The sequence below is a fragment of the Halorubrum tebenquichense DSM 14210 genome (genome assembly GCF_000337415.1).
Taxonomy (GTDB): domain Archaea; phylum Halobacteriota; class Halobacteria; order Halobacteriales; family Haloferacaceae; genus Halorubrum; species Halorubrum tebenquichense.
On record NZ_AOJD01000054.1, the window covers coordinates 24,114 to 47,289 of the forward strand.

The window sequence follows — 23,176 nt, forward strand, 5'->3', positions numbered from 1 at the left end:
CCGGTGCGTCTGACGCTTCTTCCGCCGGGGTTGATGTTACAGAGCCTGTAACGAGTTACAGCATCCGACCGCGAAACGGGAGATAAGTATAGACGGAAACGACCCCTCTGAAAGGACACGAACCGCAGGTCGGTTCGCTGTCCCCGACGCTTCGGCCCCCATCTCGGTCGCGGCCGCGAGGGTTCGTCGCCGCTCTCTCCCGTTCTCGTTCACCCCATAGCCGACGCTCGGCGAGCGCGCGTCGGTAAAAGAAAATCCGCGTCGGAACGGGCGAGCGCCCGTCAGGCCGCGGGGGCCGCGACCGGCGCGAGGTCGGGCTGAGTGCCCGCCGCCGTCTCCTCTTCTTCCGCCGTCGTGTCGGCGTCGGACGACGCGGCCATGCTCGCGGCCTCCTCGACGGAGTTCGCGAACAGCGTGCGGCCCGCGTCGGTGAAGTCGTCCGGATCGTCGTGGAAGAAGTCCATCGCGATCGCCGTGTTCAGGACCTCGTTACGGTCCTCGTCGATCGCGACGCCCGGACCCTCGAACTCGCCCTCGTCGCTCGGGCTGAAGTCCGAGTGACCGAGCACCTGCCCGTCGTAGTCGTTGAACCACGAACCCCAGGTGTTTCCGGAGTCGACGACCGGGACCGACTCGCCCTCGCTGCCGACGCCGTCGAAGATCGGGTGGTCGGACTGGACGTCGACCTCGACGGGCTGGCTGTCGGCGTCGAGCGAGACGGAGTCGCGCTCGGCCGGGTCCTCGCGGACGTCGTTCAGTCGGTAGACGCCGTCCGCGTACGCCTCGGCGGTTCCGCCCTGGTAGGAGTCCAGGTAGACGACCGCCTGGTCGTCGGCGAGCGCGTCCGCGAAGTCGGACGCCAGCGAGTCGCTGCCGAACCGCTGGACGACGAACACGTCGTACCCGTCCATCTCGTCGAGCAGCCCGTCCGCGGTGAGCGTGTCGACGGTGGTGTAGACGTCGTCGTCGAGCTCCTCGGAGAGCGCGCTCGCGATGGCACCCTCGTGGTAGTCGTTCTGATCGACGACCGCGACCGAGACGTCCTCGGGCTCGCTCGGTCCCTCGCCCGGACTCTCGCCCGGCGGCTGCGGGGCGGTCGGGGTCTCGGGATCGAGCAGCGCGCGGTAGTCGTCGATCGTCGGGTCCCGCTCCAGCTCGGAGAAGAGGGTGTAGCCGTCGCCCTCAGCGCCGATGCCGACCCAGTAGCCACCGAACGGGTTGACCGTCGAGTCGGCAACGGTCCCGTCGCCGACGTGGCCGTCGGCGTGGGTCTCGGCGACCATCCACGTGCTCGGCGTGTAGTAGTCGCCGTCGCCCTTGTTCGTGCCGTCGGTCCAGAAGGCGTACTCCTCGTCGTGGTACGCCGACGGACTCACCAGGTTCCACCCGTCGTGGAGGTCGACCTGTCCCGGGCTGGCGGGCTCGTCCCCGGACTGGAAGTCGAAGGTGGCGTAGGTGTCCTCCTCCGCGACGACGAGGACGGCCGAGAGCGCGCTGAGGCTGTCGTTCGCCGTCAGCATCTGCCAGTCGCCGATCTCGGCGTCATAGCCGTAGATGGCACCCTCGAACTCGTCGTCGAACGCGTCGCCGACCGTCTGGTCGGTGGCCGCCGGGACGCCGACGGTGTAGGTCTCGTTGGCCTCCATCGTCAGGTCCACGGCGATCTGGGTCGTGTTCGTGTCGACCTCGCCGAGGTTGGCGGTGAGGAACGGCGAGTACCGCACGTCGCCCTCGACGCCGTTGTTGGCCTGCGGACCGTCCGCACCGAACCAGTTGAGTGGGGCCTCGAAGGTCCCGCTCTCGGCGGCCATCGCGGTCTCGGTCTCGGCTAGGTCGTTGAAGTGGAAGATGAGGTCGCTACCCGCGTCGGACGCCAGCACGCCGGTCGTGGCGTTGACGTCGTTGTTCGCGAACTCGCCGCTCGTCGCGCCGCCGGAGAACATGAAGCCGGTGGTGGCGTTCGTGATCTCGTTTCGCGCGGCGTTGGCGACGGCGGCACCGCCCTCCGCGGCGATGCCGTACTCGCTGTCACTGACGGAGCCGTCGGTCAGGTTACCGACCGAGCCGCCGTCGACGCGGACGCCGTAGCCGGCGTCGGTCACCGTCGCGTCGGTGACGTCGACGCCGCTCGAACTCATCGACGCGATCCCCGCCTCGGCGGCGGTCTCGACGGACGCGGCGGCGACGTCGGTGTCGGTCGCGCCGTCGAGCATCACGCCGTACGAGACGTTCGTCGCGGTGGGCGCGTCGACGGTGACGTTCGCGCTGTCGGCGATCCGAACGCCGGTGCCGGCGTCGGTCGCCTCGGCGTCGGTGACGTCGACCGCCTCGCTGTCGGCGACGTGGATGCCGTTGGCCGCGGCTCCGACGGCGCTGACGTCGCTCACGCTCACGTCGCTGCTCTCGACGACCTGTACCGCGTCGGACGCGCCGGTCACCGAGACGTCGGCGACGGTGACGTCGCTCGCGCCGGAGACGCCGACGCCCGCGAGGGCCGCGGGCGTCTCGAGGTCGAAGCCCTCGAATTGGGTCCCGGCGGCCTGGATGTCGACGTGCGCGTGGCCGTCGTCGGCGCTCGAGTCGGGCGCGACGATCGTGGCGTTCTCGCCGGTTATCGTGAGGTTCTGCGTCCCCTCCACCGAGACCGTCTCGGCGTAGGTGCCCTCGGTGACCTGGATCTCGGTCCCGGCGGGCGCGAGATCGACGGCCTCCTGAATGGTCTCGACGTCGCCGTCGTCGCCGACCGTCAGCGGCGGGTCGTAGACGGCGGTCGGTCCGGTCGTGATCGTCACTTCGTGGGAGTCCTCGGGAGCGATGTCCCCGCCGTCGCCCACCGCGTCCGGGCTGTCGGCGAAGGTGAACGTCGTCTCCAGAACGACCGACCCCACGGTGTCCTCGCTGGGTTCGACCTCGATCGTGAATTCATCGTCCGTCAGCGAGCCGGGGTAAGCGCGCCACTGGTCCCAGGCGTTGACCGACCCGTTGACGTAGAGGTCGAGCTCTGACTGGTTCGCGGTGCTGTCCTCGTGGAGCGACACCTTGACCTGCTCCAGCTGCTGGACGCTGTACTCGGAGCCGAACCGCTCTCCGGGGGCGTTCTGCGCGGGCTGCCCCTCGTTCAGGACGACCGGCGGCGTGGTCGCGGCCCACGAGGCCGCGTTCGCCAGCACGGCGTCCGCGTCGTCGCTGTAGTCGCCGGGCTCGACGAAGGCGGTGGAGCCGAACGTCGAGAGGAGCACCTCGCGCTCCTGCCCGTTCGTCGCGGCGGCGGGACCGTCCGTCACGCCGCCGGCCTGGACGTAGCCGACCGTCCGGAAGTCGGTGCCCTCGAACCAGGCGTGGTCGGAGAATCCGGCGGAGTGGATGCCGAAGGTGTCACCGACCTCGCCGACGCCCTCGAAGATCGGGCTGTCGGCGACGATCTCCATCTCGGGGTTCGGCGAGGCGAAGCTGTCGTCCGTCTCGGCCGGGTCGCCGAGCGCGCTCGACCGCGCGGGGACGCCGGTGCTCCCGCTGCCGAACTGGTCGAGCCACACGACGCCCGTCGAAGCGCCCGCGGTGTTCGACTTCAGGTCCTCGACGTGCGTCTCGTCGATGTCTTGGACGACGTACGCCTCGTGCTCGTCGTTCGCCGCGGCGTCGACCGCCTCGCTGCCGGTGAGCAGCGATATCTCGTACGACCCCGGCAGCTGCGCCGTGAGCCGGTCGACGACGGCGTCGCCGTAGGAGTCGTCGTCGACGACGGCGATCGGCGTGAACTCGGAGAACACGTCGGTCGGGCCGGTCGTCACGGAGACCGTGTCGCCCGCGCCGGAGAACGTGTGATCGAGCGCGAGTTCGCCCTCTGTGTTCGCCTCGGTGGTGACGGTGAGGGTGGCGGTCCCGGAGATGCCGCCGAGCGAGACCTCCTCGCCCTCCTCGATCTCGTCGCCGTTGAGTTCGAAGGTCAGGCTCCCGTTGTAGCCGCTCGCCCGCTCGACCGAATAGCTGTCGAGGTTGGCGACGTTCACCTGAACGTCGAACTGCTGGCCGCCCTCGATCGACTCGGGCTGCCCCGCGACCGGCTCGACGCCGAGCGCGTCGGCCAGCGTGATGTTCTGTTCGACGAACGTCTCGTCGTCCGGGACCGAGACGCTCTCGCTCGTCTCCTCGTAGCCGAAGCCGCTCGCGGTCACCGTGTAGTTGCCGGGCGGCGAGAGGACCGTGTACTCCCCGTCGGGGCCGGTCTCGGCGGCGAAGCCGCTCTCCTCGACCGCGACGGTCGCGCCCTCGACGGGCTCGCCGTCGCTGTCGGTGACGGTGCCGGTGACGCCGCTGTCGAGCGCGACCTGGTCGGCGGCCGCCTTGGCGTCGATGATGCCGACGCCGTACCGGGTGTCGGGGGTGCCCGGCGGCTCCGGCGCGTCGTCCGGCTTCCAGGCGGTGTCCTCGACCGCGTCGATCGCCGTCTGCCGGTCGAGGTCGCCGCCGGCCGCGGAGAGGATCAGCGCGAACGCGCCCGTCTTGTGCGGGGCCGACATCGACGTGCCGGAGATAGTGTTGTAGTCGCCGTCGTTCCACGAACTCAGCACGTCCACGCCGGGTGCGGCCGCGTTCGGCACGACGTACTCGTCGGGCCAGTCGTCGGGTGCGTCGCTGCCCCACGCCGAGGACGTGTCGACCGTCTCGCCGCCGGAGAAGGACGCCACGTCGGCGTCTTCGTTGACCGCGCCGCTCGCGAAGTTGGGGTAGACGTTCCCCGGCGATCCGGTGTTGCCGGCCCCGCCGTTGCCGGCGGACGCGACGAGGATGACTCCCGCGTCGCGCGCGTTCTCGGACGGCTCGATCATGTTAGCGTTGTAGCCGGACCCGCCGAGGCTCATCGAGATGATGTCGACCTCGGCGGTATCGACGGCCCACTCCATGCCGGCGGCGACGCGGGTGAAGGTACCGCTCCCGTCGTCGGCCAGTACCTTCCCGTGGTACAGTTCGGCCTCGGGTGCGACCCCGAACGCGGGGGTACCGCTGCCGTCCGGGTCGTCGGAGCCGACGACGGTGCCGGACGTGTGAGTCCCGTGTCCGTCGCCGTCGTTCGGCTCGCTTTCGACCGGGTTGCCGTCGCCATCCCACGACTGCCACTGCTCGTCACTGAGTTCCGGGAGGTCGGGATGGTCCTCGTTGACTCCGGTGTCGAGCACGGCGACCTCGACGCCCTCGCCCTGGGAGTTGTACGCGTCCCAGACCTCGGTCGCGTTGATCATGTCGAGACCGTACGTCGTCGAGTAGTTCTCGGTCCGCATCGACGACGGGGCAACCAGCTCGGTGTCGGCCGTCGCGTCCTCGGAGGACGTCTCGTTCGCCGACATGTCCTCCGACGTCTCGTTCGTCGGCGCGTCGCTCGACGTTTCCTCCGACGTCTCGTTCGTCGGCTCGTCGCTCGACGTTTCGTTCGTCGGCGTGTCGTCCGACGTGCCGTTCGTCGAGCCGTTGCCGCCGCTCGCCTGCGCCGTCGTGACCTCGAAGTTCACATGTAGGCGCTCGACGCCCTCCGCGGACGCGATCTCCTCCAGGCTGATCCGGTCGGGGTTCACTTCGAGGAGCACGGCGTTCGTGATCCAGAACTGCCGTTCGAGCTCGACGTGCTCGGACATCTGGGCGAAGCGAACGACGTTCTGTTGGGTCTCGGCGGCGTGGTCTTTCAGCGTATTGACCGTCGCCTCCTGCCCCTGAACGCCGCTCGTGTCGGCTGGCGAGAGCCTGACGACGACGTCGACCGTGCCGCCGGTGGACTCCGCGTCCCCCTCGAACTTGCGTTCGAGCGCGGGGTCGATCTCGACGTCGCTCGCGTCCTGCTGTTCGAACTCGCCGTCGCTCGTCTGTTCGTACGATACCTCGTCGGAGAACGCCGGCGACGCGCCGGCTCCCTCCATCGTTGGTGTGGCGTCGCCCGTGTCCGCGGCCACGGCAGCTCCGGCGGCCGGAGCCATCATGGAGACGACCATGAGAACCGCGAACAGCGCGGCGAGCGCCTTCGAGTAGTCGATGGTGCGTATCATGTCTTCTCGCTTCGGAGCACCTCCCCCTACGGGAGGATGTCGAGGCAACGGCGCGGTTCGCCCGTAGTTATTAACGCAATGTGCGAACGCAACGCGCGGTTGCGACGTCGAAATCGCCGGTGTCGACGCCGCGGACTCCGCCGATCAGCGCCGTAATGACTCGTGGCGGCGCGACGTGTCACGTATCGAACGCGACGAGGGGCGGGAGGTTCCCGGCGTAATCGCTCGTTACGGCGCGGGCACTCGGCCGATCGCCGAGGCCGGAACGGACGGATATACACATCAGTCCCCGGAGTCGATCATTCGCCGACGGCCCCGGTTTCGGGTACTCGGTAACGCGATCTTACCGCCAGGCCCCGATGCGCCCGGAAACGGTTACGACGGGGCCAAGAACGACATGGCAGCGTGCCAAGAAGTTATATACATTGAAGATAATTGAAACGTAGTCATGCGCCTCCGGGATCTGGATCCGAGAGACTCGACCGGTGACGATCGGAACGGAACGGGCGCAGGCGGCGACGGTCGGAGCGAACGGGAGCAAAGCTCGCCACCGGTCCGCGACTCGGAGGAGGCGACGGTCGCGCGGCCGGCGAGCGCGACCGACCGGCTCGCGGCGGACGAGGGCGAGTCTCCGGCCGACGACGGATCCCGCTCGGCCGCCGGCGTGGCGGCCGACGACCTCCTCGAACTACTGAGCAACCGCCGACGGCGGTACCTCTGGCGCGCGCTGCGTCGCGAGGGAGCGGAGCTGGAGCTGTCCGACGCGTCGCGCCGGATCGCGGCGTGGGAGAACGGCGTCGACATCAAGGACGTCGAGTACGACCAGCGCAAGAGCGTGTACAACTCGCTCCACCAGTTCCACTGCCCGAAGATGGCCGACGCGGGGCTGATCGAGTTCGACAAGCGGAGTTCGACGGTCCGGCTCGCGACGGAGCTCCCGCCGCAGCTAACCGTGACCGTGGAGCCGGACACGGAGGACGTCCGCAACACGGCCTGCGGGGCGCTCGCGGTCGCTGGCGGCGTTGTCCTCGGCGCGTGGGCCCTCCGGCTCCCCGTCTTCGGGACCCTGTCGCTGGCCGCGGTCGGTCTCTCGCTGGGTATCGGCGCGACCGCGGCCCTCCTCGTCTACTCGCTTTTCGTTCGAACCGAGTACGGGCTGTCGCTCGCCGACGCGCTCAGCCGCGTCGACGGCTGACGAACCGCTCAGCGTCGACGAGCGAGCAGCGCGGCACCGAGCGCCGCGAGCAGCGCCGTGAGGACGCCGAACCCGGGCGTCTGTTCTTCGAGGATCGGCTCGTCGCCGTCGCCGCCGGTCCCGTCGTCGGTCCCGGACGACGAGTCGTCGCCGGAGTCGGACGATCCGTCGGAGCCGTCGCCGTCCGTCGAGTTCGAACCGTCGCCGTCCGTCGAGTCCGAGTCGCCGGCGTCGGCGTCGTCGGTCGCCTGCGAGACGGCGAAGTACGAGAACCCGGGCGTCTCGGCCGTGTAGACGCCGTCGCCCTCGTGAGTCGTCTCCAGTTCGGTCCACTCGCCGTCGACCAACCGGAACAGCCGCACGTCCGCCGGCTCCGCGCCGAGCGCGTCGGCGTCGGCGGTGAACGAGACCGTGGCGTCCGCGACGGCGTCGGACGAGGCGTTCGTCTCGAACTCGAGGTACGAGGCCGCTTCCTCGCCGGACGCGGGCGACCCCGCCGGAACCGCCTCGGCGTCGACCGACCGCGCCTCGACGGTGAGCGAGTCGACCGCCGCCGCGGTCTCGACCGTCAGCCCCTCGACCGCGACGGTCTCGTCACCGACCGCGTCGCCGAAGTCGGCCTCGACGGTCGAGCCCGCGTCGACGTCGGTCGCCGAGAGGGTCGCGCCGCCGTCGACCGGCGTCACGTCCGCGTCGACTGTCGCCGCCTCGTCGTCGCTCGACGGGGCGGTTCCCCCGGTTCCGCCGTCGCTCCCGTCTCCCCCGTCGCTTCCGTCACCGCCATCGCTTCCGTCCCCGCCATCGCTTCCGTCTCCGCCGTCGCCGCCATCTCCACCGTCGCTACCGTCTCCGCCGTCGCCGCCATCTCCACCGTCGGTTCCGTCTCCGCCGTCACTTCCGTCACCGCCATCGCTTCCGTCCCCGCCATCTCCACCGTCGCTTCCGTCGCCACCGTCGCTTCCGTCTCCGCCGTCACTTCCGTCACCGCCGTCACTTCCGTCACCGCCGTCACTTCCGTCACCGCCATCGCTTCCGTCGCCACCGTCGCTCCCGTCACCGGCGAGGGTGACGCCGTCGCGCACGAGGTTCGTGACGTCTTCGGGTTCGCTCGTCGTCACGAGGGAGTCCTCGGCGACGAACGTGACATCGGTCGGTTCCTCCGGCACCGCGAAGACGAGCGTCGCCATCGTCGGCGCGTCGCTTCCCGACGAGATGTTCGCGGCGACCTGATTGAAGTTCACTGAGCCGTTCTCGTTGTCGACGTTCGTCACGGGATCGGCCGAGAACGCCCCCTCGCCCCCGGAGACGCTCTGGACCGCAGTCGAATCCGGGTCGAACGTCAGGTTCGCCTGATAGCCCGCGACGTCGTCGACCGTCGTCGAGAGCGTCACGGTCACCGTCTCGTCGGTCTGGTTCGTTGTGGTCAGCGTCAGTTCGCCCGTCGGCTCCGTCTGGTCGGTGGGCGCGGTCCCTATCGCGGCGGCAGCAGTGCCGGCTGTAAGCGGTGCGATCGCGACGAGCGCGACGAGGAGGTAGACGAGCAGTCGTCCGCGCGTGGTGTGAGTCGTCATGTGGTGTGTTCGCCGTGGTGTGTAGCCGTCAACGCGTCAGTGCGTCTGCGGGCGCGAGCCCGCGCCGTCGGGGCCCGGGCATGGATCCGGGCCGGCTTCCGTGTTCGAAAGTCGGTGCGGCCACCGCTGGTATAAAAGCCGCCGCCGAGGCGGCGATGGGTCGGTGGCGTGTCTATGCGAGCGCGGTCGCTGCGGCGAGCGAGGCCGGACCGTCCGCGACCGCCTGCAGCAGTTCGGGCTCCGTGGGTTCGCCGCTCGCGTCGACCGACTCGCTACCGTCGTCCTCAACGACCGTCACGGCCGTCGACGCCGTGTCGTCGACTGCGGGGTCGGGGTCGTAGAGCGGGTTCACGTCCTGACCGGCGACGTGCGTGACCGTGATCTCGTCGCCGGGCTGAATGGAGACGCCGTCGATGTCGTCGAACGACTGGATCGTCCCGAGGTTCAACTGGAGCGTCGCCGACTCGTTCGGGGCGAGCGGTCCGACGGTGAACTCGTTGCTGTCCGTTGGAGCGAGCACGACGGCTCCCTGGAACCCGGGTCCGGTCACCTCGACGACGTTGTCGACCGTGCCGTTGGCGTCCCCGACGTTGGTGACCTCGGCGTCGAGCGTGAGCGAGTCGTTGAGCGTCGCGTTCGACGGACTCACGTCGAAGGCGGTCACCGCGAACTCGGCTTCCGCCGGGTCGGTGACGACGATCGTCGCCGTCTGACCGTCGTCCTCGGTGAAGATCCCGTGTTCGTACTCGCCCGGCTCGGACGGCAGCGTCACGTTCTCGAAGCCGACGCTCTCGCTCGCGCCGGCCGCCAGCGTCACGTTCTGCGACGCGACGACGCTGCCGTTGAACACGAACTCCACGGCCTGCGTCCCGTTCGCGTCGCCGTCGTTTGTGACCGTCGCGTTCACGTCGATTTCAGCGCCCGGCTCCGCTTCCGCTGGCGCGGCGAGATCGCTCACGGAGAATGCCGGACTGTCGGCGGGGTCACCGACGACGATCGTCGCCGTCTGACCGTCGTCCTCGGTGAAGATCCCGTGTTCGTACTCGCCCGGCTCGCTCGGTAGCGTCACGTTCTCGAAGCCGACGCTCTCGCTCGCGCCCGCCGCCAGTGTGACGTTCTGTGACGCGACGGTTTCACCGGCGAACGCGAACTCAACGGCCTGCGTCCCGTTCGCGTTCCCGTCGTTGGTGACCGTCGCGTTCACGTCGATCGAAGCGCCCGGCTCTGCCTCAGCCGGCGCGGCGAGATCGCTCACGGTGAACTCCTCACCGGTCACGGTGAACGGCGAGGTGCCCTCGTCGTCGATGACCGGATCTGGACCCTCATCTGGGTTGAGGCTCTCGCCGACCTGCTGGACACCTTCCAGCTCGTCACCGGGGCCTAGGTCGACATCGCCAAGCGCGGCGTTGAGTCCCTCTATCGAGGGGAACTCCGTCTGAAGCGTCGTCGACTCGCCCGGGTCAAGCGTCACAGAGCTCGGCGGGAAGTAGACGAAGGTGTCGTTTCCGCCGGTCGCCGCGTCTTGGATCGCGGTGATCGTCTGCGTCTGGCCGGACTGCTGACCGACGTTCGTCACCGTGGCCTCGACCAGAATCGGCTCGTCGGCCGTCACCGATTCAGGTGTCTCGACGCTCTCGACCTCGAACTGGGCCGGACTGAGCTCGTCGACGACTTCGGTCGGACCGGTCTCGACGACGATCTGTTCGCCGTCCTCGTGGCCGTCCGCCGGAGTGACGCCGCCGTCGGCCGCCGCTTCGGCGACCGCGTCGACGCCCTGCGCGTTCGAGAGCACCGTCGCGGCGCTCTCGTCGTCGCCGACGAGCTGTTCGAGGATCAGGATGACGTCGGATGGGGTGATGGACCCGCTGTCGTCGACGTCGGCGAGCGACTCGTAGAAGTCGCCGTTCGGATCCTGATCGGCGATGAACTGCTGGGTCAACACCGCGTCGAACGGCGTGATCGCTCCGTCGTCGTTGACGTCGCCGGGGATTCCGGCGGACCAGGTGACCGTCTCGCCGACGGTTTGGAGGTCGCCGTCCGCGGCCGAGACACTCGTACCGTTATCGGCCACTTCGACGTCTGTCTCGTCGCCCTCGTCGCCGACGAAGGTGAACTCGACGTTCGCGAGGGTCGGCTGGTCGACGCCGTTGGCTTGCGCGTTGGCGATCGACAGCGTGCCGTTGTCGTTGTCGAGGTCGGTGATCAGTTCGCTCCCGACCTCGCCGCCCGAGACGCTCACTACCTGTAGCATGTCGGGGTCGAAGTCGATCGCGGCCTGGAACCCGGCGACATCGTCCGCGTCGGTGGACAGCGCCACCGACCTCGTCTCGCCCGCGTCGAAGACGAGTCCGTCTTGGAAGGAGACGGCCGCCTCAGCGTCCGGATCGTCCGGATCGTCCGGCCCGTCGGGCAGTCGCTCGAAGGTGTGTTCGAGCGCGACCGTCGATTCGAGGTCGGCGTCGTCGTCCACCGAGACCGTGAGCGTCACGGTTCCGGTGAGTCCGTCCGTCTCGATCGGCTCGCCGATCGGGACCTCGTCTCCACCGACGGACAGCGTCAGGTCGTCGGGGTCGACGGTGGCGTCGTCGGCGAGGGCGACCGTCAGTCGATCGAGGTTGGCGACATCGACGACGACATCGAAGGAGCCACCCTGCTCGACCGCCGTCGGCTGTCCGTTAACGAGGTCGACGACCAGCTCGCTGTCGAGCTGGACGTCGGTCGTCTCGCCGCCCGAGACGTTCAGGGTCTCGCTCTCGTACCCGAAGGCGTCGACGGTGAGCTGCGCCGGGTCCGTCGTGGTCGGGAGCGAGTACGTACCGTTCTCGTCGGTCGCGGTGAGCGCGCCCGCGGCCGTTTCGACGGTGGCTCCGACGACGGGGTCGCCGTCGGCGTCGGTCACCGTCCCCTCGATCGTCTGCCGATCGTCGAGGGTCTGCGCGGCCGCGTAGACGTCGATGATCCCCGTGCCGTAACGGATGTCTCGTCCGTTCAGCTCGGTGAAGTCGTTTTCGGGCTTCTCGGCCGTCTCCGCCAGCGCGGATTCGAGGACCGCGGCATCGAGATCCTCATCGGTGTACGACTGGAGGAGCGCGATGGCCCCCGTGTAGTGCGGCGCGGCCATCGACGTGCCGCTGGCGTACGAGTACGTAGCATTGGCATCACCGATACCGCCGCCAAGCGGGCCGGAGCTCAGGACCTCGTTGCCGGGAGCCGCGACGTCGGGTTGGATGTACCGGCGCGGGAACCGATCGGGGAGCGTCTCGTCGCCCTCGATGCTGTTCTCGTCGATCACCGCGCCGCTGGAGAACGTCGCGATGTCCCCTGCCTCGGTCGAGGCGGCGACGGCGACGGAACTGAAGCTCGTCGCCGGCGCGGAGACGGGCCCGCCCGCATCGCCGCTACCGGAGTTTCCGGCGGACACGACCGCGGCGGTCCCCGCGGCCCTGACGTCTTCGATCGCGTCGGCGTACTGGAGACTGAACGTGGACTGACCGGTTTCCGACGGGAGTCCGAGGCTGAAGCTCGCCGCGTCCGCGTCGTTCTCGGCCGCCCACTGCATCGAGGCGATGATGTCCTCGGTGAACGCGCCGCCCGCGAACACGTCCGCCATCAGCAGGTCGGCCTCGGGTGCGACGCCGTACCGCGGCACGTCGCCGGCCGGATGGGCCGCGCCGGTCGCGGTGCCGGCAGTGTGTTCGCCGTGTGCGCCGGCGTTACCGCCGACGAGAGTCCCCTCCTCGACGGTCCCGTTCTCGGCGATCGCTTCTTTGGCGAACTCGAGGTCGGGATGCCCCTCCTCGGGGTTCGAGATACCGTCGTCGCCGATCATGACGGTAGCGCCCTCGCCTCGGACGCCGAACTCGTCTTCGAGCTCGGGAACGTTGATCTGTTCGAGTCCATACGTGTACTCGCCGTCGTGGTTTACGGGCGTGACCCCTGCGTCGCTCCCAGTCGCCGGCGGGTCGGGCCGCTCGTACTGGACGTTCGGCGACACGGAGCTCACGCCGTCGATCGACGCGATCTCCTCGACGTCGTTCTCGTCGAGGTCGACGTCGACCGAGATGACGTTCCCGGCCCAGAACGTGTTGCGGATCTCGGCGTCGAAGCCCGCTTCGAGCGCGTCGATGACGGGTGCCTGTGTCGCTTCCGCGTCGGCTCTGAGTTCGTCCAACGCCGACGCATCGTCCATCGCCGCGAGCCGTGGGACGTCGACCGTCCGGTCGACGGTCACGATCAGCGTGGTCTCGCCGCTGGCGTCGTCGAGCGCGTCCGAGACGGTGCCGGTCGTCTCCGCGTCCGGTACCGCCTCGACGACGCGCGTTTCGTCGCCCGTGGAAGCGGACTCGGTTTCGTTCGTCTGATCTGTCGTCTGTGGCTGTACGTCCGAATCGACGTCGGCGACGCCGGCGTCGACCGCGTCACCGCCCGTCGCGTCCATGGCCGCCGCCGCACCCGCGGTCGGCGCGAACATGGACGCGACCATGACGGCCGCGAATAACGTCGCAAAGAGTTTCTTCCGATGTACCATCGATAGTTCGCCTCCACCGTGCGGAGGTGTCACGTCACAGCGGCCGGTCGGACGTGGTTATTCAGAATATAAGCCGTTCCCGCGGCGTGAAAATCCCACAAAGAGTCGTGTCTACCGGTGATTTTCGTCGGTATTCTGCGACGGCGGCTGATGGCCGAGAGCGGCCGGTCGGCGGTGTGAAAGACCGGCCAGACGGTCCTCGCGGAGTTCAGATCCACCTGCGAACCGAGGCTGTCGGAGCCAACGGGCGAGGCGAAGCGGTCGGGACCGGCGTGAGCTATCGGAGTCGGCGGAGGACTTCGTCGAACTCGACCGCGGGGGTCGACCTGAGGACGCTGTAGTAGAGGGAACACGCGACCGCGACGGCGATACCGAGGGAGACCGCGAGCGCTTCGAGCGTGAGCGCGCCGAACACCGGGAGCCCGAGTCGCCACGCGCCGACCGTGACGAGCGTCGACAGGCCGACCGCGCCGAGGACGGTGGCTCCCACCCGTCGTCGGTCGGGTTCGAGTTCCACCACGGGGTTCGACCCCTCGCAGGGGGAGACCCGGGCGGCGCGGCGGTCGAACTCGATCAGCCCCGCGTCGGCCATCTTCGGACAGTGGAACTGGAGCAGCGAGGTGTACACGCTCTTGCGTTCGTCGTAGGTCACGGCCGACGGCGGCTTGTCCAGTTCGCGGGCCGCGACCGCCCGGGACGCCTCTTGGAGCGGTATCTCGCTGTCTTCTCGCCGGAGATGCTGCCACAGGTACCGCCGGCGCGCGTTGGCGAGCAGTTCGATGAGCGCCTCGGACCGGTCGGGAGCGGGATCGTTTGCGTCTGGCGACGCCTCTCCCCGTTCGTCGTCGTCGAACGCCGTCCGTTCGGCGTCGGGAGTGCGGGAAGATGCGGGCTGATGTGCCACAGTGAACAACAGGTAGCAGTTTTTATTTAAGAAAATTGTGTATATGATGCTGTTCTCGACACAGCACCTGTAACATCTCGGCGCGCCCGACGCGGCTGAAATTCGGGAGATTCACGGTCACAACTCGGACCCGAGTTGTGTTTTATTCATTGTTACGCCCGCCGGAAGCTTCATACGTCGCCTCGCGGATCCTCCGAGTACACGAATGGCAGTACTCTTGCTGGAGGACGTCAACGCCGACGACGTCGGGACCGTCGGCGGGAAGGCCGCGTCGCTCGGCGAACTCATCGGTGCGGGGCTCCCGGTGCCGCCGGGGTTCGCCGTCACCGCGGGCACGTACCGAACGTTCATCGAGGAGGCCGGGATCGACGAGGAGCTGTTCGACGCGGTCGACGTCGACCCCGAGGACTCCGGGGCGCTCCGCGAGGCCGAGGCGACCGCGGAGCGGCTGATCCTCGAGACGCCGTTCCCGGAGGCGGTGCGCGAGGAGATCCTCGAGCGATACCGGGCGATGGGAGAGGACGGCGAGGAGGCGTTCGTCGCGGTCCGCTCGTCCGCCACGGCCGAGGACCTCCCCGACTCCTCGTTCGCCGGCCAACAGGAGACGTTCCTCAACGTCCGCGAGGAGGACCTGCTCCGCCGCGTCAAGGAGTGCTGGGCCTCGCTTTTCACCCAGCGGGCGATCTACTACCGCCAGCAGCGCGGCTTCCCGCACGCCGACGTCGACATCGCGGTCGTCGTCCAGCGGATGGTCGACGCCGAGAAGTCCGGCGTGATGTTCACGAGCCACCCCTCGACGGGCGAGCCGCAGGTCACCATCGAGGCGGCGTGGGGGCTCGGCGAGGCCGTCGTCTCCGGCACCGTCTCGCCGGACAACTACGTGTACGACCGCGAGCGCGGCGCGGTCGACGAGGTCACCGTCGCGGACAAGAAGGTGGAGATGGTGAAAGACGCCGAGACCGGCGAGACGGTCCAGCTCGACGTCGACGAGGAGCGACGCACGGCGCGGGTGCTCTCCGACGCCGAGATCGGCGACCTCGTCGCGCTCGGCGAGCGCGTCGAGGACCACTACGGCTCGCCGCAGGACGTCGAGTGGGCGATCTACGACGGCGAGATATACATGCTCCAGTCGCGCCCGATCACGACGATCCGCGAGGACGCCGGGGACGAGGCGGCCGCGGGCGGGGGCGACGCGAACGAGACGGGCGTCGGCGCGGCGACCGGCGACGGCGGCGCGGCGACCGGGGGCGTGACCGGGACCGGTTCGAACGGGAGCGAAGACGACGACGCCGACCTGCTCGTCGACGGGCTCGGGGCCAGCCCGGGGGCCGTCTCCGGCACCGTCCGGATCGTGCGCAAGCTCGACCAGCTCGACCAGGTACAGGAGGGCGACGTGATGGTGACGGAGATGACGATGCCGGACATGGTGCCGGCGATGAAACGCGCCGCCGGCATCGTCACCGACGAGGGCGGGATGACGAGCCACGCCGCGATCATCTCCCGCGAGCTCGGCGTCCCCGCGGTCGTCGGGACCGGCAACGGGACCCGCGTCCTCGAAGACGGCCAGCACGTCACCCTCGACGGCGACAAGGGAACCGTCCGAGCGGGCGAAGACGAGTCGGCCGAGCCGGGCGAGGAGTTCGAGCCGGTGGAGGCGGCGCGGCCCGAGACGCCCGTCAAGCCGATGACGGCGACGGAGGTGAAGGTGAACGTCTCGATCCCGGAGGCGGCCGAGCGCGCCGCGGCGACCGGCGCGGACGGCGTCGGGTTGCTCCGGATCGAACACATGGTGCTGTCGCTCGGGAAGACCCCCGAGAAGTACATCGCCGACCACGGCGCACAGGCGTATCAGGACGAGCTCATCGAGGGCGTGCGGCGCGTCGCCGACGAGTTCTATCCGCGGCCGGTCCGGGTGCGGACCATCGACGCGCCGACGGACGAGTTCCGCGAACTGGAGGGCGGCGAGGGCGAACCGGTCGAGCCGAACCCGATGCTCGGCTGGCGGGGGATCCGGCGGAGCCTCGACAAGCCCGAGCCGTTCCGGCAGGAGCTGGCCGCGTTCGCGCGGCTCCACGAGATGGGGTACGACAACCTCGAAGTGATGTTCCCCCTCGTCAACGACGCGGCGGACGTCGAGGGGATCAAACGCCACATGCGCGAGGCCGGGATCGACCCCGAGACGCACCGGTGGGGCGTGATGGTCGAGACGCCCGCGAGCGCGCTCCAGATCGAGGACCTCGCCGAGGCGGGGATCGACTTCGCCTCCTTCGGCACCAACGACCTCACGCAGTACACGCTCGCGGTCGACCGCAACAACGGCCACGTCGCCGACCGGTTCGACGAGCTTCACCCGGCCGTGTTGCGCCTGATCGGCGACACGATAGAGACGTGCCGGGAGCTCGGCGTCGACACCAGCATCTGCGGGCAGGCCGGCTCGAAGCCCGAGATGGTCGACTTCCTCGTCGAGAAGGGCGTCTCCTCAATCTCCGCGAACATCGACGCGGTCCGCGACGTCCAACACGAGGTCAAGCGGACCGAACAGCGGCTGCTGCTCGATTCGGTCCGCTGAGGCCGTCGGAGCCGGTTCCCCCTCCGCCGCGGCCGGGAGCGGAACGGGTAAGAGCCGCCCCCGGCAATAGGAGGCGAATGCAACGGCCGGAACCGGAGCCGCAGTCGTTCGATCGGGTGCTCTCCTCGATGTGCACCGAGCCGCACTCCGACGCGCGGGCGGCCGCCGAGCGCTTCCTCGCCGCGAACCCCGGCGACCCCGCCACCTACGAGACCGTGGCCGCGCTCGAGGAGCGGGCGGTCGAGCGGCTCGCGACGCTCGCCGAACACCCGATTCCGAGCGACGCTGCGGGGTACGTCACCTCGGGCGGCACCGAGGCGAACGTCCAGGCGGTGCGGTCGGCGCGGAACCGACACGACGGCGGGCGCGACGACCGCGGCGTCAACGTCGTCGCCCCGGAGAGCGCGCACTTCTCGTTCACCAAGGCGGCGGAGCTGCTCGACGTGGAGCTGCGGACCGTCCCCGTCGACGACGACTACCGGGCCGACACCGACGCGGTCGCGGCCGCGGTCGACGACGCCACCGCGCTCGTCGTCGGCGTCGCCGGCACCACGGAGTACGGCCGGGTCGACCCGATCCCGGAGCTCGCCGCGATCGCCGCGGAGGCGGGCGCGCGGTTCCACGTCGACGCGGCGTGGGGCGGGTTCGTCCTCCCGTTCACCGACCACGACTGGTCGTTCGCCGACGCGGCGGTCGACACGCTGACGATCGACCCCCACAAGTTCGGGCAGGCACCGGTGCCGGCGGGCGGGCTGTTGGCCCGCGAGGACGCCGCGCTCGACGCGCTCGCGGTCAACACGCCGTACCTGGAGTCGCGGTCGCAGGCGACGCTGACCGGGACCCGGAGCGGCGCTGGCGTCGCCGGCGCGGTCGCGGCGATGGACGCGCTGTGGCCCGACGGCTACCGCGAGGCCGCGGATCGGGCGGCGGACCACGCCGACTGGCTCGCCGCGGAGCTCGCGGACCGCGGGTACGACGTGGTCGACCCCGAACTCCCGCTCGTCGCCGCCGCGGTCCCGGAGTCGGAGTTCGCAGCGCTCCGCGACGCGGGCTGGAAGATATCGCGGACCGGGACGGGAGAGCTCCGCGTCGTCTGTATGCCGCACGTGACGCGGTCGACGCTGCGGGCGTTCCTCGACGATCTGGACCGGATCCGCGGGTGAGAACGCAAGTAAATCCGCGACCGTCGCGGAGCTGTTTACTTGTAAAAGACTGTGCGGTGGCGTCGCCGGCGGCTTCGCCGCCGGCTGCCAGAGGCGCGTAGCGCCTCACTGCGCGCCGCCGAGCGCGCCGCCGAAGGCGGCCGCGAGGGGCACGCGCGAGGGAGTCGGTCGCCGGAGCAACGCGGAGGCGACCGACGAGGCCGGAGAGGCGTGAGGTGCTGTGCGGAGCGGTGCGGGGTGGGACTTGAAGGGGCAGTCGCGAGGCGGGTACAGGCGAAGTAAGCACTGGAAGGAGCGAGCGCAGCGAGCGACTGAAGCGCGCAACGAGCGTGTGCCCGCCTCGCGACTGGGGCTTCGGTGATGTCCGCGTCGATCGGCGTCTTATAAACACTCACCGCGCCGTACGGCCGAGCGACTGGGGCTTCGGTACCGGTCACCCCCGGGCCACAACTGTATATAAACAGTCGACAGAGTACCGTGGTTCGGTTTATAAATAACCGCGTGACGGCCGAAAGTGGAACGGAGCCGCCGACCCCTCGGTCTCGAATCGTCGTCGACGCCGCGTTCGGATCAACATATTCACTACGGGTCATCACGAACCGGGCAGTATGAGTTCGGACGACGTCTCTCGGCGCGCGTTCATGCGGACGGCCGGCGGTGCGGCGGCCGCCGCCGGCGCGGCGACGGCGACGGCGGGGACGGCGGCTGCACAGGAAGTGGAACCCGACTGGCCGAGCGCCGCCGTCGGGAACGTGGGCTCGTACACGGACGCCCGCGGGCAGGACTCGGTGACCATCTCGGTCGGCGCGGGCGACCAGGGGCTCGCGTTCGACCCGACGCTGGTGTGGGTCGACGAGGGGACGACGATCACCTGGGAGTGGACCGGAAACGGCGGCGACCACAACGTCCAGACGGTCGAGGGCGGCGGCCCGGCCAGCCTCGACAGCGGCGACCCCGTCGGCGAGGAGGGAGCCACCTACGAGTACGAGACGTCGAGCGAAGACGCCGGCATCACCCACTACCACTGCGTCCCGCACACCGCGGTCGGCATGCACGCTGGCCTCGCCGTCGGTGAGGACGTCGCCACCGTCGACGTCGGCGGCGGAAGTTCGGACGCGGTGTTCGTCCCGGACGCCGCCCGAGCGCTGGGCGTCGCGACGTTCATCGCGATGGTGAGCACGCTGGGACTGGCGTTCGTCTTCATGAAGTACGGCGGGTCGATCACCCGGCAGGAACAGGCGTAACGCACGACGCAGTCACGTTTTCGCCGTCGACCGCCGCGAGCGGTCGAAACTATTTGCCGAGGCTATTCGTCGCCGATCAGGTCCTCGTACAGCGTGACGTAGCGGTCGATCACCGCGGCGTGGTCGTAGGCGGCGAACTCGCGGTCGACCGCCCGGCGTTCGAGGTCACCGACCGCGACGAACTCGTCGGCCAGCTCCGCCGGACTCGTCACGAGCCGCCCGCGCTCGCGCCCCTCGACGAGTTCGTGGGCGCTCGAATCGGCCTGGTACTCGACGAGGGCGACGCAGCCGCACGCGACCGCCCACAGCAGATCTGTGGCGAACGTCTCCCACGTGGCGGTCGCGACCGCGACGTGGGTTCCCTTGAGTATCGGGAGCCGCTCCTCGACGGGAAGGTCGCCGAGGAACTCGACGCGGTCGTCGATCCGGAGGTCGCGGGCGGTCGCCTCGACGCGCCCGCGCTCCGGGCCGTCGCCGATCACGGCCGCGGTCCAGTCGCGGCCGCGCAGCTCGGCGAGCCCGAGGAGGAACGTCTCGACGTTGGCGTGGCGGTCGAGCCGCCGGGAGTACACCGCGTCGAAGCGGTCGTCGACGCCCGCCGACTCGACGGCGTCGAAGTCGATGCTCTCGGGGAGGACGCGCACGTCGTCGCCGTCCGCGCCGTGTTCGCGGACGCGGGTCTTGGTGGTCCGCGAGGGGGTCGTCACGGCGTCCGCGCGGCGCGCGAGCGGCCGGTACCAGCGGCGGGCGTCGGCCGGGTGGTCGCGCCACCAGTCGACGACGACCGGAACCCGGGAGAGCGACCCCGCGACCGTGGCCGCGAGCGCCGGCGTCGGCGGGCTGTTGACGGCGTGGACCACGTCGGGGGCGACGCGCCGGAGCGCGAGGGGGAGCTTCGCGGCGAACGCGGTCGGTGCCGGCTCGGCGGTGACCGAGCGGTACTCGATCCCGTCGTCGTCGAAGGCGTCGTGGTCGCCGCCCCACCAGCGGGCGCAGAGCCAGACCACGTCGTGCCCGCGGTCGGCGAGCCCGCGGGCGGTTCGGAGCGTTCGCGTCCGCGCCGGGGTCTCCCCGTGACCGGGGGCGAAGAGCGAGACGAACGCGACGCGCATACGCCGACCGCACGGTGGCGGCCGGTAAAAAGACACGGCATCCGGCCGGGAGGCCGGTCGCGTCGGCGGCCGAGGAGTGGTTGTCGGGTCGACGGCGGCGGAATCGGAGCCGCGACCGCGGCCGGGGTTCCGTCACCCGAAACGGTTTCCGGTCACGCGCGGAACCGGGTGGCATGCGACAGTACGACATCGAGCGCTACCTCAACGTGCGGAACGCGGGCGGCCCCGACCTCGGCCCCGACGGGCGACTGTCCTTCCTCCTCGACACGACCGGGACGGGACAGGTGTGGTCGGTCCGCGAGGCGGAGTCGTGGCCGGAGCAGCACACCTTCTTCGAGGAGTCCGTCTCCTTCGTCGACTCCTCGCCGGAGCGGTCGGAGGCCGTCTTCGGCATGGACGAGGGGGGCAACGAGCGCGCGCAACTGTACCGGCTCGACTACGAGTCGGGCGCGATCACGGAGCTGACGGCGATGCCCGAGGCGAAACACCGGTGGGGCGGGTGGGACTCGACCGGCGACCGGTTCGCGTTCGCGTCGAACCGCCGCGACGAGGCCGTCTTCGACGTGTACGTTCAGGGGCGCGACGAGACCGGCGACGACGCCGAACTCGTCTTCGAGGGCGACGGCTGGCTCTCGGTCGCCGGCTGGTCGCCGAGCGACGACCGCCTGATCGTCCACGAGGCGCACTCCTCGTTCGACCACGACCTCTACACGCTCGATCTGTCGACCGGCGACCTGGCCCACCACACGCCCCACGAGGGCGACGTGCGGTACTCCAGCCCCGAGTGGGGACCGGACGGCGAGGGGGTCTACCTCGTCACCGACCGCGACAGCGACACGCTCCGCTTGGAGCGGCTCGATCTGGAGACCGGCGAGTTCGCCGTCGTCGCCGAGGGCGGCGAGTGGAACGTCGACGGCGTCGCGATAGACGAGGACTCGCGCCGGGTGGTCTACTCCCGGAACGTCGACGGCTACACCGAACTCACGGTCGGCGAGCTGACGGGTCCCGGCCGGATCGACGAGCTCCCCGAGCCGGACCTCCCGGACGGCGTCGCCGGCGGCGTGAGCTTCGGTCCCGAGGGCGAGCGGTTCGCGGTGACCGCGACGGGCAGCACGCACAACGCGAACGTCTACGTCGTCGACGCGACCACCGGCGAGGCGGAGCGGTGGACGCGCGCCTCGACCGCGGGGATCCCGCGCGACTCGTTCGTCGAGCGCGAGCTGGTCCACTACCCCACCTTCGACGGCCGCGACATCCCGGCGTTCTTCTCCGTGCCTGAGACGGAACCGCCCGAGTCGGGATACCCGGTCGTCGTCGACATCCACGGCGGGCCGGAGTCGCAGCGGCGGCCCTCCTTCGCCTCGGTCACGCAGTTCCTGTTGAACAACGGGTTCGCCGTCTTCGAACCGAACGTCCGCGGCTCCTCGGGGTACGGGAAGGCGTACTCCGCGCTCGACGACGTGGAGAACCGGATGGACTCGGTGAAGGACGTTCGGGAGGGGGTCGGCTGGCTCCACGACCACCCGGAGGTCGACCCGGACCGCGTCGTCGCGATGGGGGGCTCCTACGGCGGGTTCATGGTGCTCGCGTCGGTGACCGAGTACCCCGACCTGTGGGCCGCGGGCGTCGATATCGTCGGCATCGCGAACTTCGTCACGTTCCTCGAAAACACCGGGGACTGGCGGCGCTCGCTGCGCGAGGCGGAGTACGGCTCGCTCGCCGAGGACCGCGAGTTCCTCGAGTCCGTCTCCCCGATCAACAACATCGACCGGATCGAGGCACCCCTCTTCGTCCTCCACGGCGAGAACGACCCGCGAGTCCCGGTCGGCGAGGCCGAACAGATCGTCGAGAAGGCCCGCGAGCAGGGCGTCCCCGTCCGGAAGCTGATCTTCGACGACGAGGGGCACGGCTTCGCGAAGCTGGAGAACCGCATCGAGGCGTACCGCGGGATCGTCGAGTTCCTCGCCGAACACGTCTGACGGGCACCGCCCGTCCCTCGTCGCCGCGCTCACGACAGCCATACCCGTCGCCGTGGCCACCGGAGGGCAGCGCGACGCTGCCACCAAAGTCGGGCCCGGTGTGGACGGGGCGGCCGTCACCGTCGATCGGTTCTTCGATCTCTCCAGAGCGGATATAGCTCCCAGAGCGCGATCAGTGAGATCACCACGCCCGCCACCAACATCAGCGTGTCCGGGTCGATGTCACGCATAGACGTAGTACGGTCCTCGGACTCAAATCGTTTCGTGCGGTTCACAAGTGAGCGGGCCGGCCCTCGACGGTCAGAGAGACACGCTGCCGCTCGTCCGGGGTCGCCCGTGTCAGTGCCGATGGGGCCCGGTCGCCGTCGACACCCACGTACATTAGCCTGAAGACCGTACCGTATGTATGCTTCCGAGTCCGGTCAATGCCGTGGTAGATGACGAGCGCGCGTTCGCGACCGTCATGATCGTACTGTCGGTCCTGATATTCGTGCTCGTGTTCCGGAGAGAGCGGTCCGGGTCGTCGTGACACCGCCGGCGGCGACGTGAGACGAACGCGGCCCGGAGCGGGACCCACAGCAAGGAAACACATATCACCGTCTACAGCATTAACTACCTGTGAGCGACACAACAGAAGAGACGGCGGTCGAGGTAGTCGAAGAGGTCGACGGCGACGGACTCGGACCCGCGGTGTTCGCCGCAGTGGGTTCGGTGGCGCTCGCGCTGTACTTCTACTACGTGCGGGGTGACAAGCAGCGCGGGCAGTTCGTCGGTCTGTGGCCGGTGACGATACTCGGTCTCGCGTCGTATTTCAAGCTGGAAGAGATCCGGGAGGCCCTCTCGGCGAGCGACGACTAAACGGAGTCCACTCGTACC

The 23,176-nt window shown here is 69.5% G+C and carries 11 protein-coding genes; 6 read left to right on the forward strand and 5 right to left on the reverse strand.

Going from position 1 to position 23,176, the window contains the following annotated elements; all coding sequences use genetic code 11:
* Nucleotides 1-281 precede the first annotated feature (281 nt).
* On the reverse strand, nucleotides 282-6,035 hold the full coding sequence (locus C472_RS10490) for a S8 family serine peptidase (protein ID WP_006629808.1): 5,754 nt from the start codon (nucleotides 6,033-6,035) through the stop codon (nucleotides 282-284).
* A 448-nt stretch (nucleotides 6,036-6,483) separates the two neighbouring features.
* Between C472_RS10490 and C472_RS10495 the strand changes: the two genes are divergently transcribed.
* Nucleotides 6,484-7,230, forward strand: a complete 747-nt coding sequence (locus tag C472_RS10495; protein ID WP_006629809.1) for a DUF7344 domain-containing protein — start codon at nucleotides 6,484-6,486, stop codon at nucleotides 7,228-7,230.
* An 8-nt stretch (nucleotides 7,231-7,238) separates the two neighbouring features.
* On the opposite strand, the gene C472_RS17815 is transcribed toward C472_RS10495, so the two are convergent.
* The 3 genes from C472_RS17815 to C472_RS10510 all read right to left on the reverse strand — a co-directional run bounded on the left by C472_RS17815 (nucleotide 7,239) and on the right by C472_RS10510 (nucleotide 14,233).
* Nucleotides 7,239-8,801 carry a PGF-CTERM sorting domain-containing protein gene (locus C472_RS17815; RefSeq protein WP_006629810.1) on the reverse strand — a complete coding sequence of 521 codons (1,563 nt, stop codon included), beginning with the start codon at nucleotides 8,799-8,801 and terminating at the stop codon, nucleotides 7,239-7,241.
* Between the two features lie 172 nt (nucleotides 8,802-8,973).
* On the reverse strand, nucleotides 8,974-13,284 hold the full coding sequence (locus C472_RS10505; protein ID WP_241432968.1) for a S8 family serine peptidase: 4,311 nt from the start codon (nucleotides 13,282-13,284) through the stop codon (nucleotides 8,974-8,976).
* Between the two features lie 322 nt (nucleotides 13,285-13,606).
* Nucleotides 13,607-14,233, reverse strand: a complete 627-nt coding sequence (locus C472_RS10510) for a DUF7344 domain-containing protein (RefSeq protein ID WP_006629812.1) — start codon at nucleotides 14,231-14,233, stop codon at nucleotides 13,607-13,609.
* A 205-nt stretch (nucleotides 14,234-14,438) separates the two neighbouring features.
* Between C472_RS10510 and ppsA the strand changes: the two genes are divergently transcribed.
* The 3 genes from ppsA (at nucleotide 14,439) to C472_RS10525 (ending at nucleotide 19,209) form a co-directional block, all read left to right on the forward strand.
* On the forward strand, nucleotides 14,439-16,802 hold the full coding sequence (gene ppsA / locus C472_RS10515; protein WP_049906524.1) for a phosphoenolpyruvate synthase: 2,364 nt from the start codon (nucleotides 14,439-14,441) through the stop codon (nucleotides 16,800-16,802).
* A 77-nt stretch (nucleotides 16,803-16,879) separates the two neighbouring features.
* Entirely contained in the window at nucleotides 16,880-17,965 is a 1,086-nt protein-coding gene (gene mfnA / locus C472_RS10520) for a tyrosine decarboxylase MfnA (RefSeq protein ID WP_006629814.1), read from the forward strand.
* A 608-nt stretch (nucleotides 17,966-18,573) separates the two neighbouring features.
* Nucleotides 18,574-19,209: a halocyanin domain-containing protein gene (locus C472_RS10525; protein ID WP_006629815.1), complete on the forward strand. Its 636-nt coding sequence runs from the start codon at nucleotides 18,574-18,576 to the stop codon at nucleotides 19,207-19,209.
* 62 nt (nucleotides 19,210-19,271) lie between these two features.
* On the opposite strand, the gene C472_RS10530 is transcribed toward C472_RS10525, so the two are convergent.
* Nucleotides 19,272-20,321 (reverse strand): glycosyltransferase, encoded by a 1,050-nt coding sequence (locus C472_RS10530; RefSeq protein ID WP_006629816.1) that lies wholly within the window; start codon nucleotides 20,319-20,321, stop codon nucleotides 19,272-19,274.
* Between the two features lie 173 nt (nucleotides 20,322-20,494).
* Between C472_RS10530 and C472_RS10535 the strand changes: the two genes are divergently transcribed.
* Nucleotides 20,495-22,300, forward strand: coding sequence for a S9 family peptidase (locus tag C472_RS10535; protein ID WP_006629817.1), 1,806 nt, complete (start codon nucleotides 20,495-20,497; stop codon nucleotides 22,298-22,300).
* Nucleotides 22,301-22,918: 618 nt separating this feature from the next.
* Nucleotides 22,919-23,158 carry a hypothetical protein gene (locus C472_RS10540; protein ID WP_006629818.1) on the forward strand — a complete coding sequence of 80 codons (240 nt, stop codon included), beginning with the start codon at nucleotides 22,919-22,921 and terminating at the stop codon, nucleotides 23,156-23,158.
* The last annotated feature ends 18 nt before the right edge of the window (nucleotides 23,159-23,176 follow it).

What these genes read in the sequence shown, in the direction of transcription:
- C472_RS10490 (WP_006629808.1), bottom strand. Translation starts at nt 6,035, where the DNA reads ATGATACGCACCATCGACTACTCGAAGGCGCTCGCCGCGCTGTTCGCG.
- ppsA (WP_049906524.1), top strand. Translation starts at nt 14,439, where the DNA reads ATGGCAGTACTCTTGCTGGAGGACGTCAACGCCGACGACGTCGGGACC.
- C472_RS10495 (WP_006629809.1), top strand. Translation starts at nt 6,484, where the DNA reads ATGCGCCTCCGGGATCTGGATCCGAGAGACTCGACCGGTGACGATCGG.
- C472_RS10530 (WP_006629816.1), bottom strand. Translation starts at nt 20,321, where the DNA reads ATGCGCGTCGCGTTCGTCTCGCTCTTCGCCCCCGGTCACGGGGAGACC.
- C472_RS17815 (WP_006629810.1), bottom strand. Translation starts at nt 8,801, where the DNA reads ATGACGACTCACACCACGCGCGGACGACTGCTCGTCTACCTCCTCGTC.
- C472_RS10525 (WP_006629815.1), top strand. Translation starts at nt 18,574, where the DNA reads ATGAGTTCGGACGACGTCTCTCGGCGCGCGTTCATGCGGACGGCCGGC.
- C472_RS10535 (WP_006629817.1), top strand. Translation starts at nt 20,495, where the DNA reads ATGCGACAGTACGACATCGAGCGCTACCTCAACGTGCGGAACGCGGGC.
- mfnA (WP_006629814.1), top strand. Translation starts at nt 16,880, where the DNA reads ATGCAACGGCCGGAACCGGAGCCGCAGTCGTTCGATCGGGTGCTCTCC.
- C472_RS10505 (WP_241432968.1), bottom strand. Translation starts at nt 13,284, where the DNA reads ATGGTCGCGTCCATGTTCGCGCCGACCGCGGGTGCGGCGGCGGCCATG.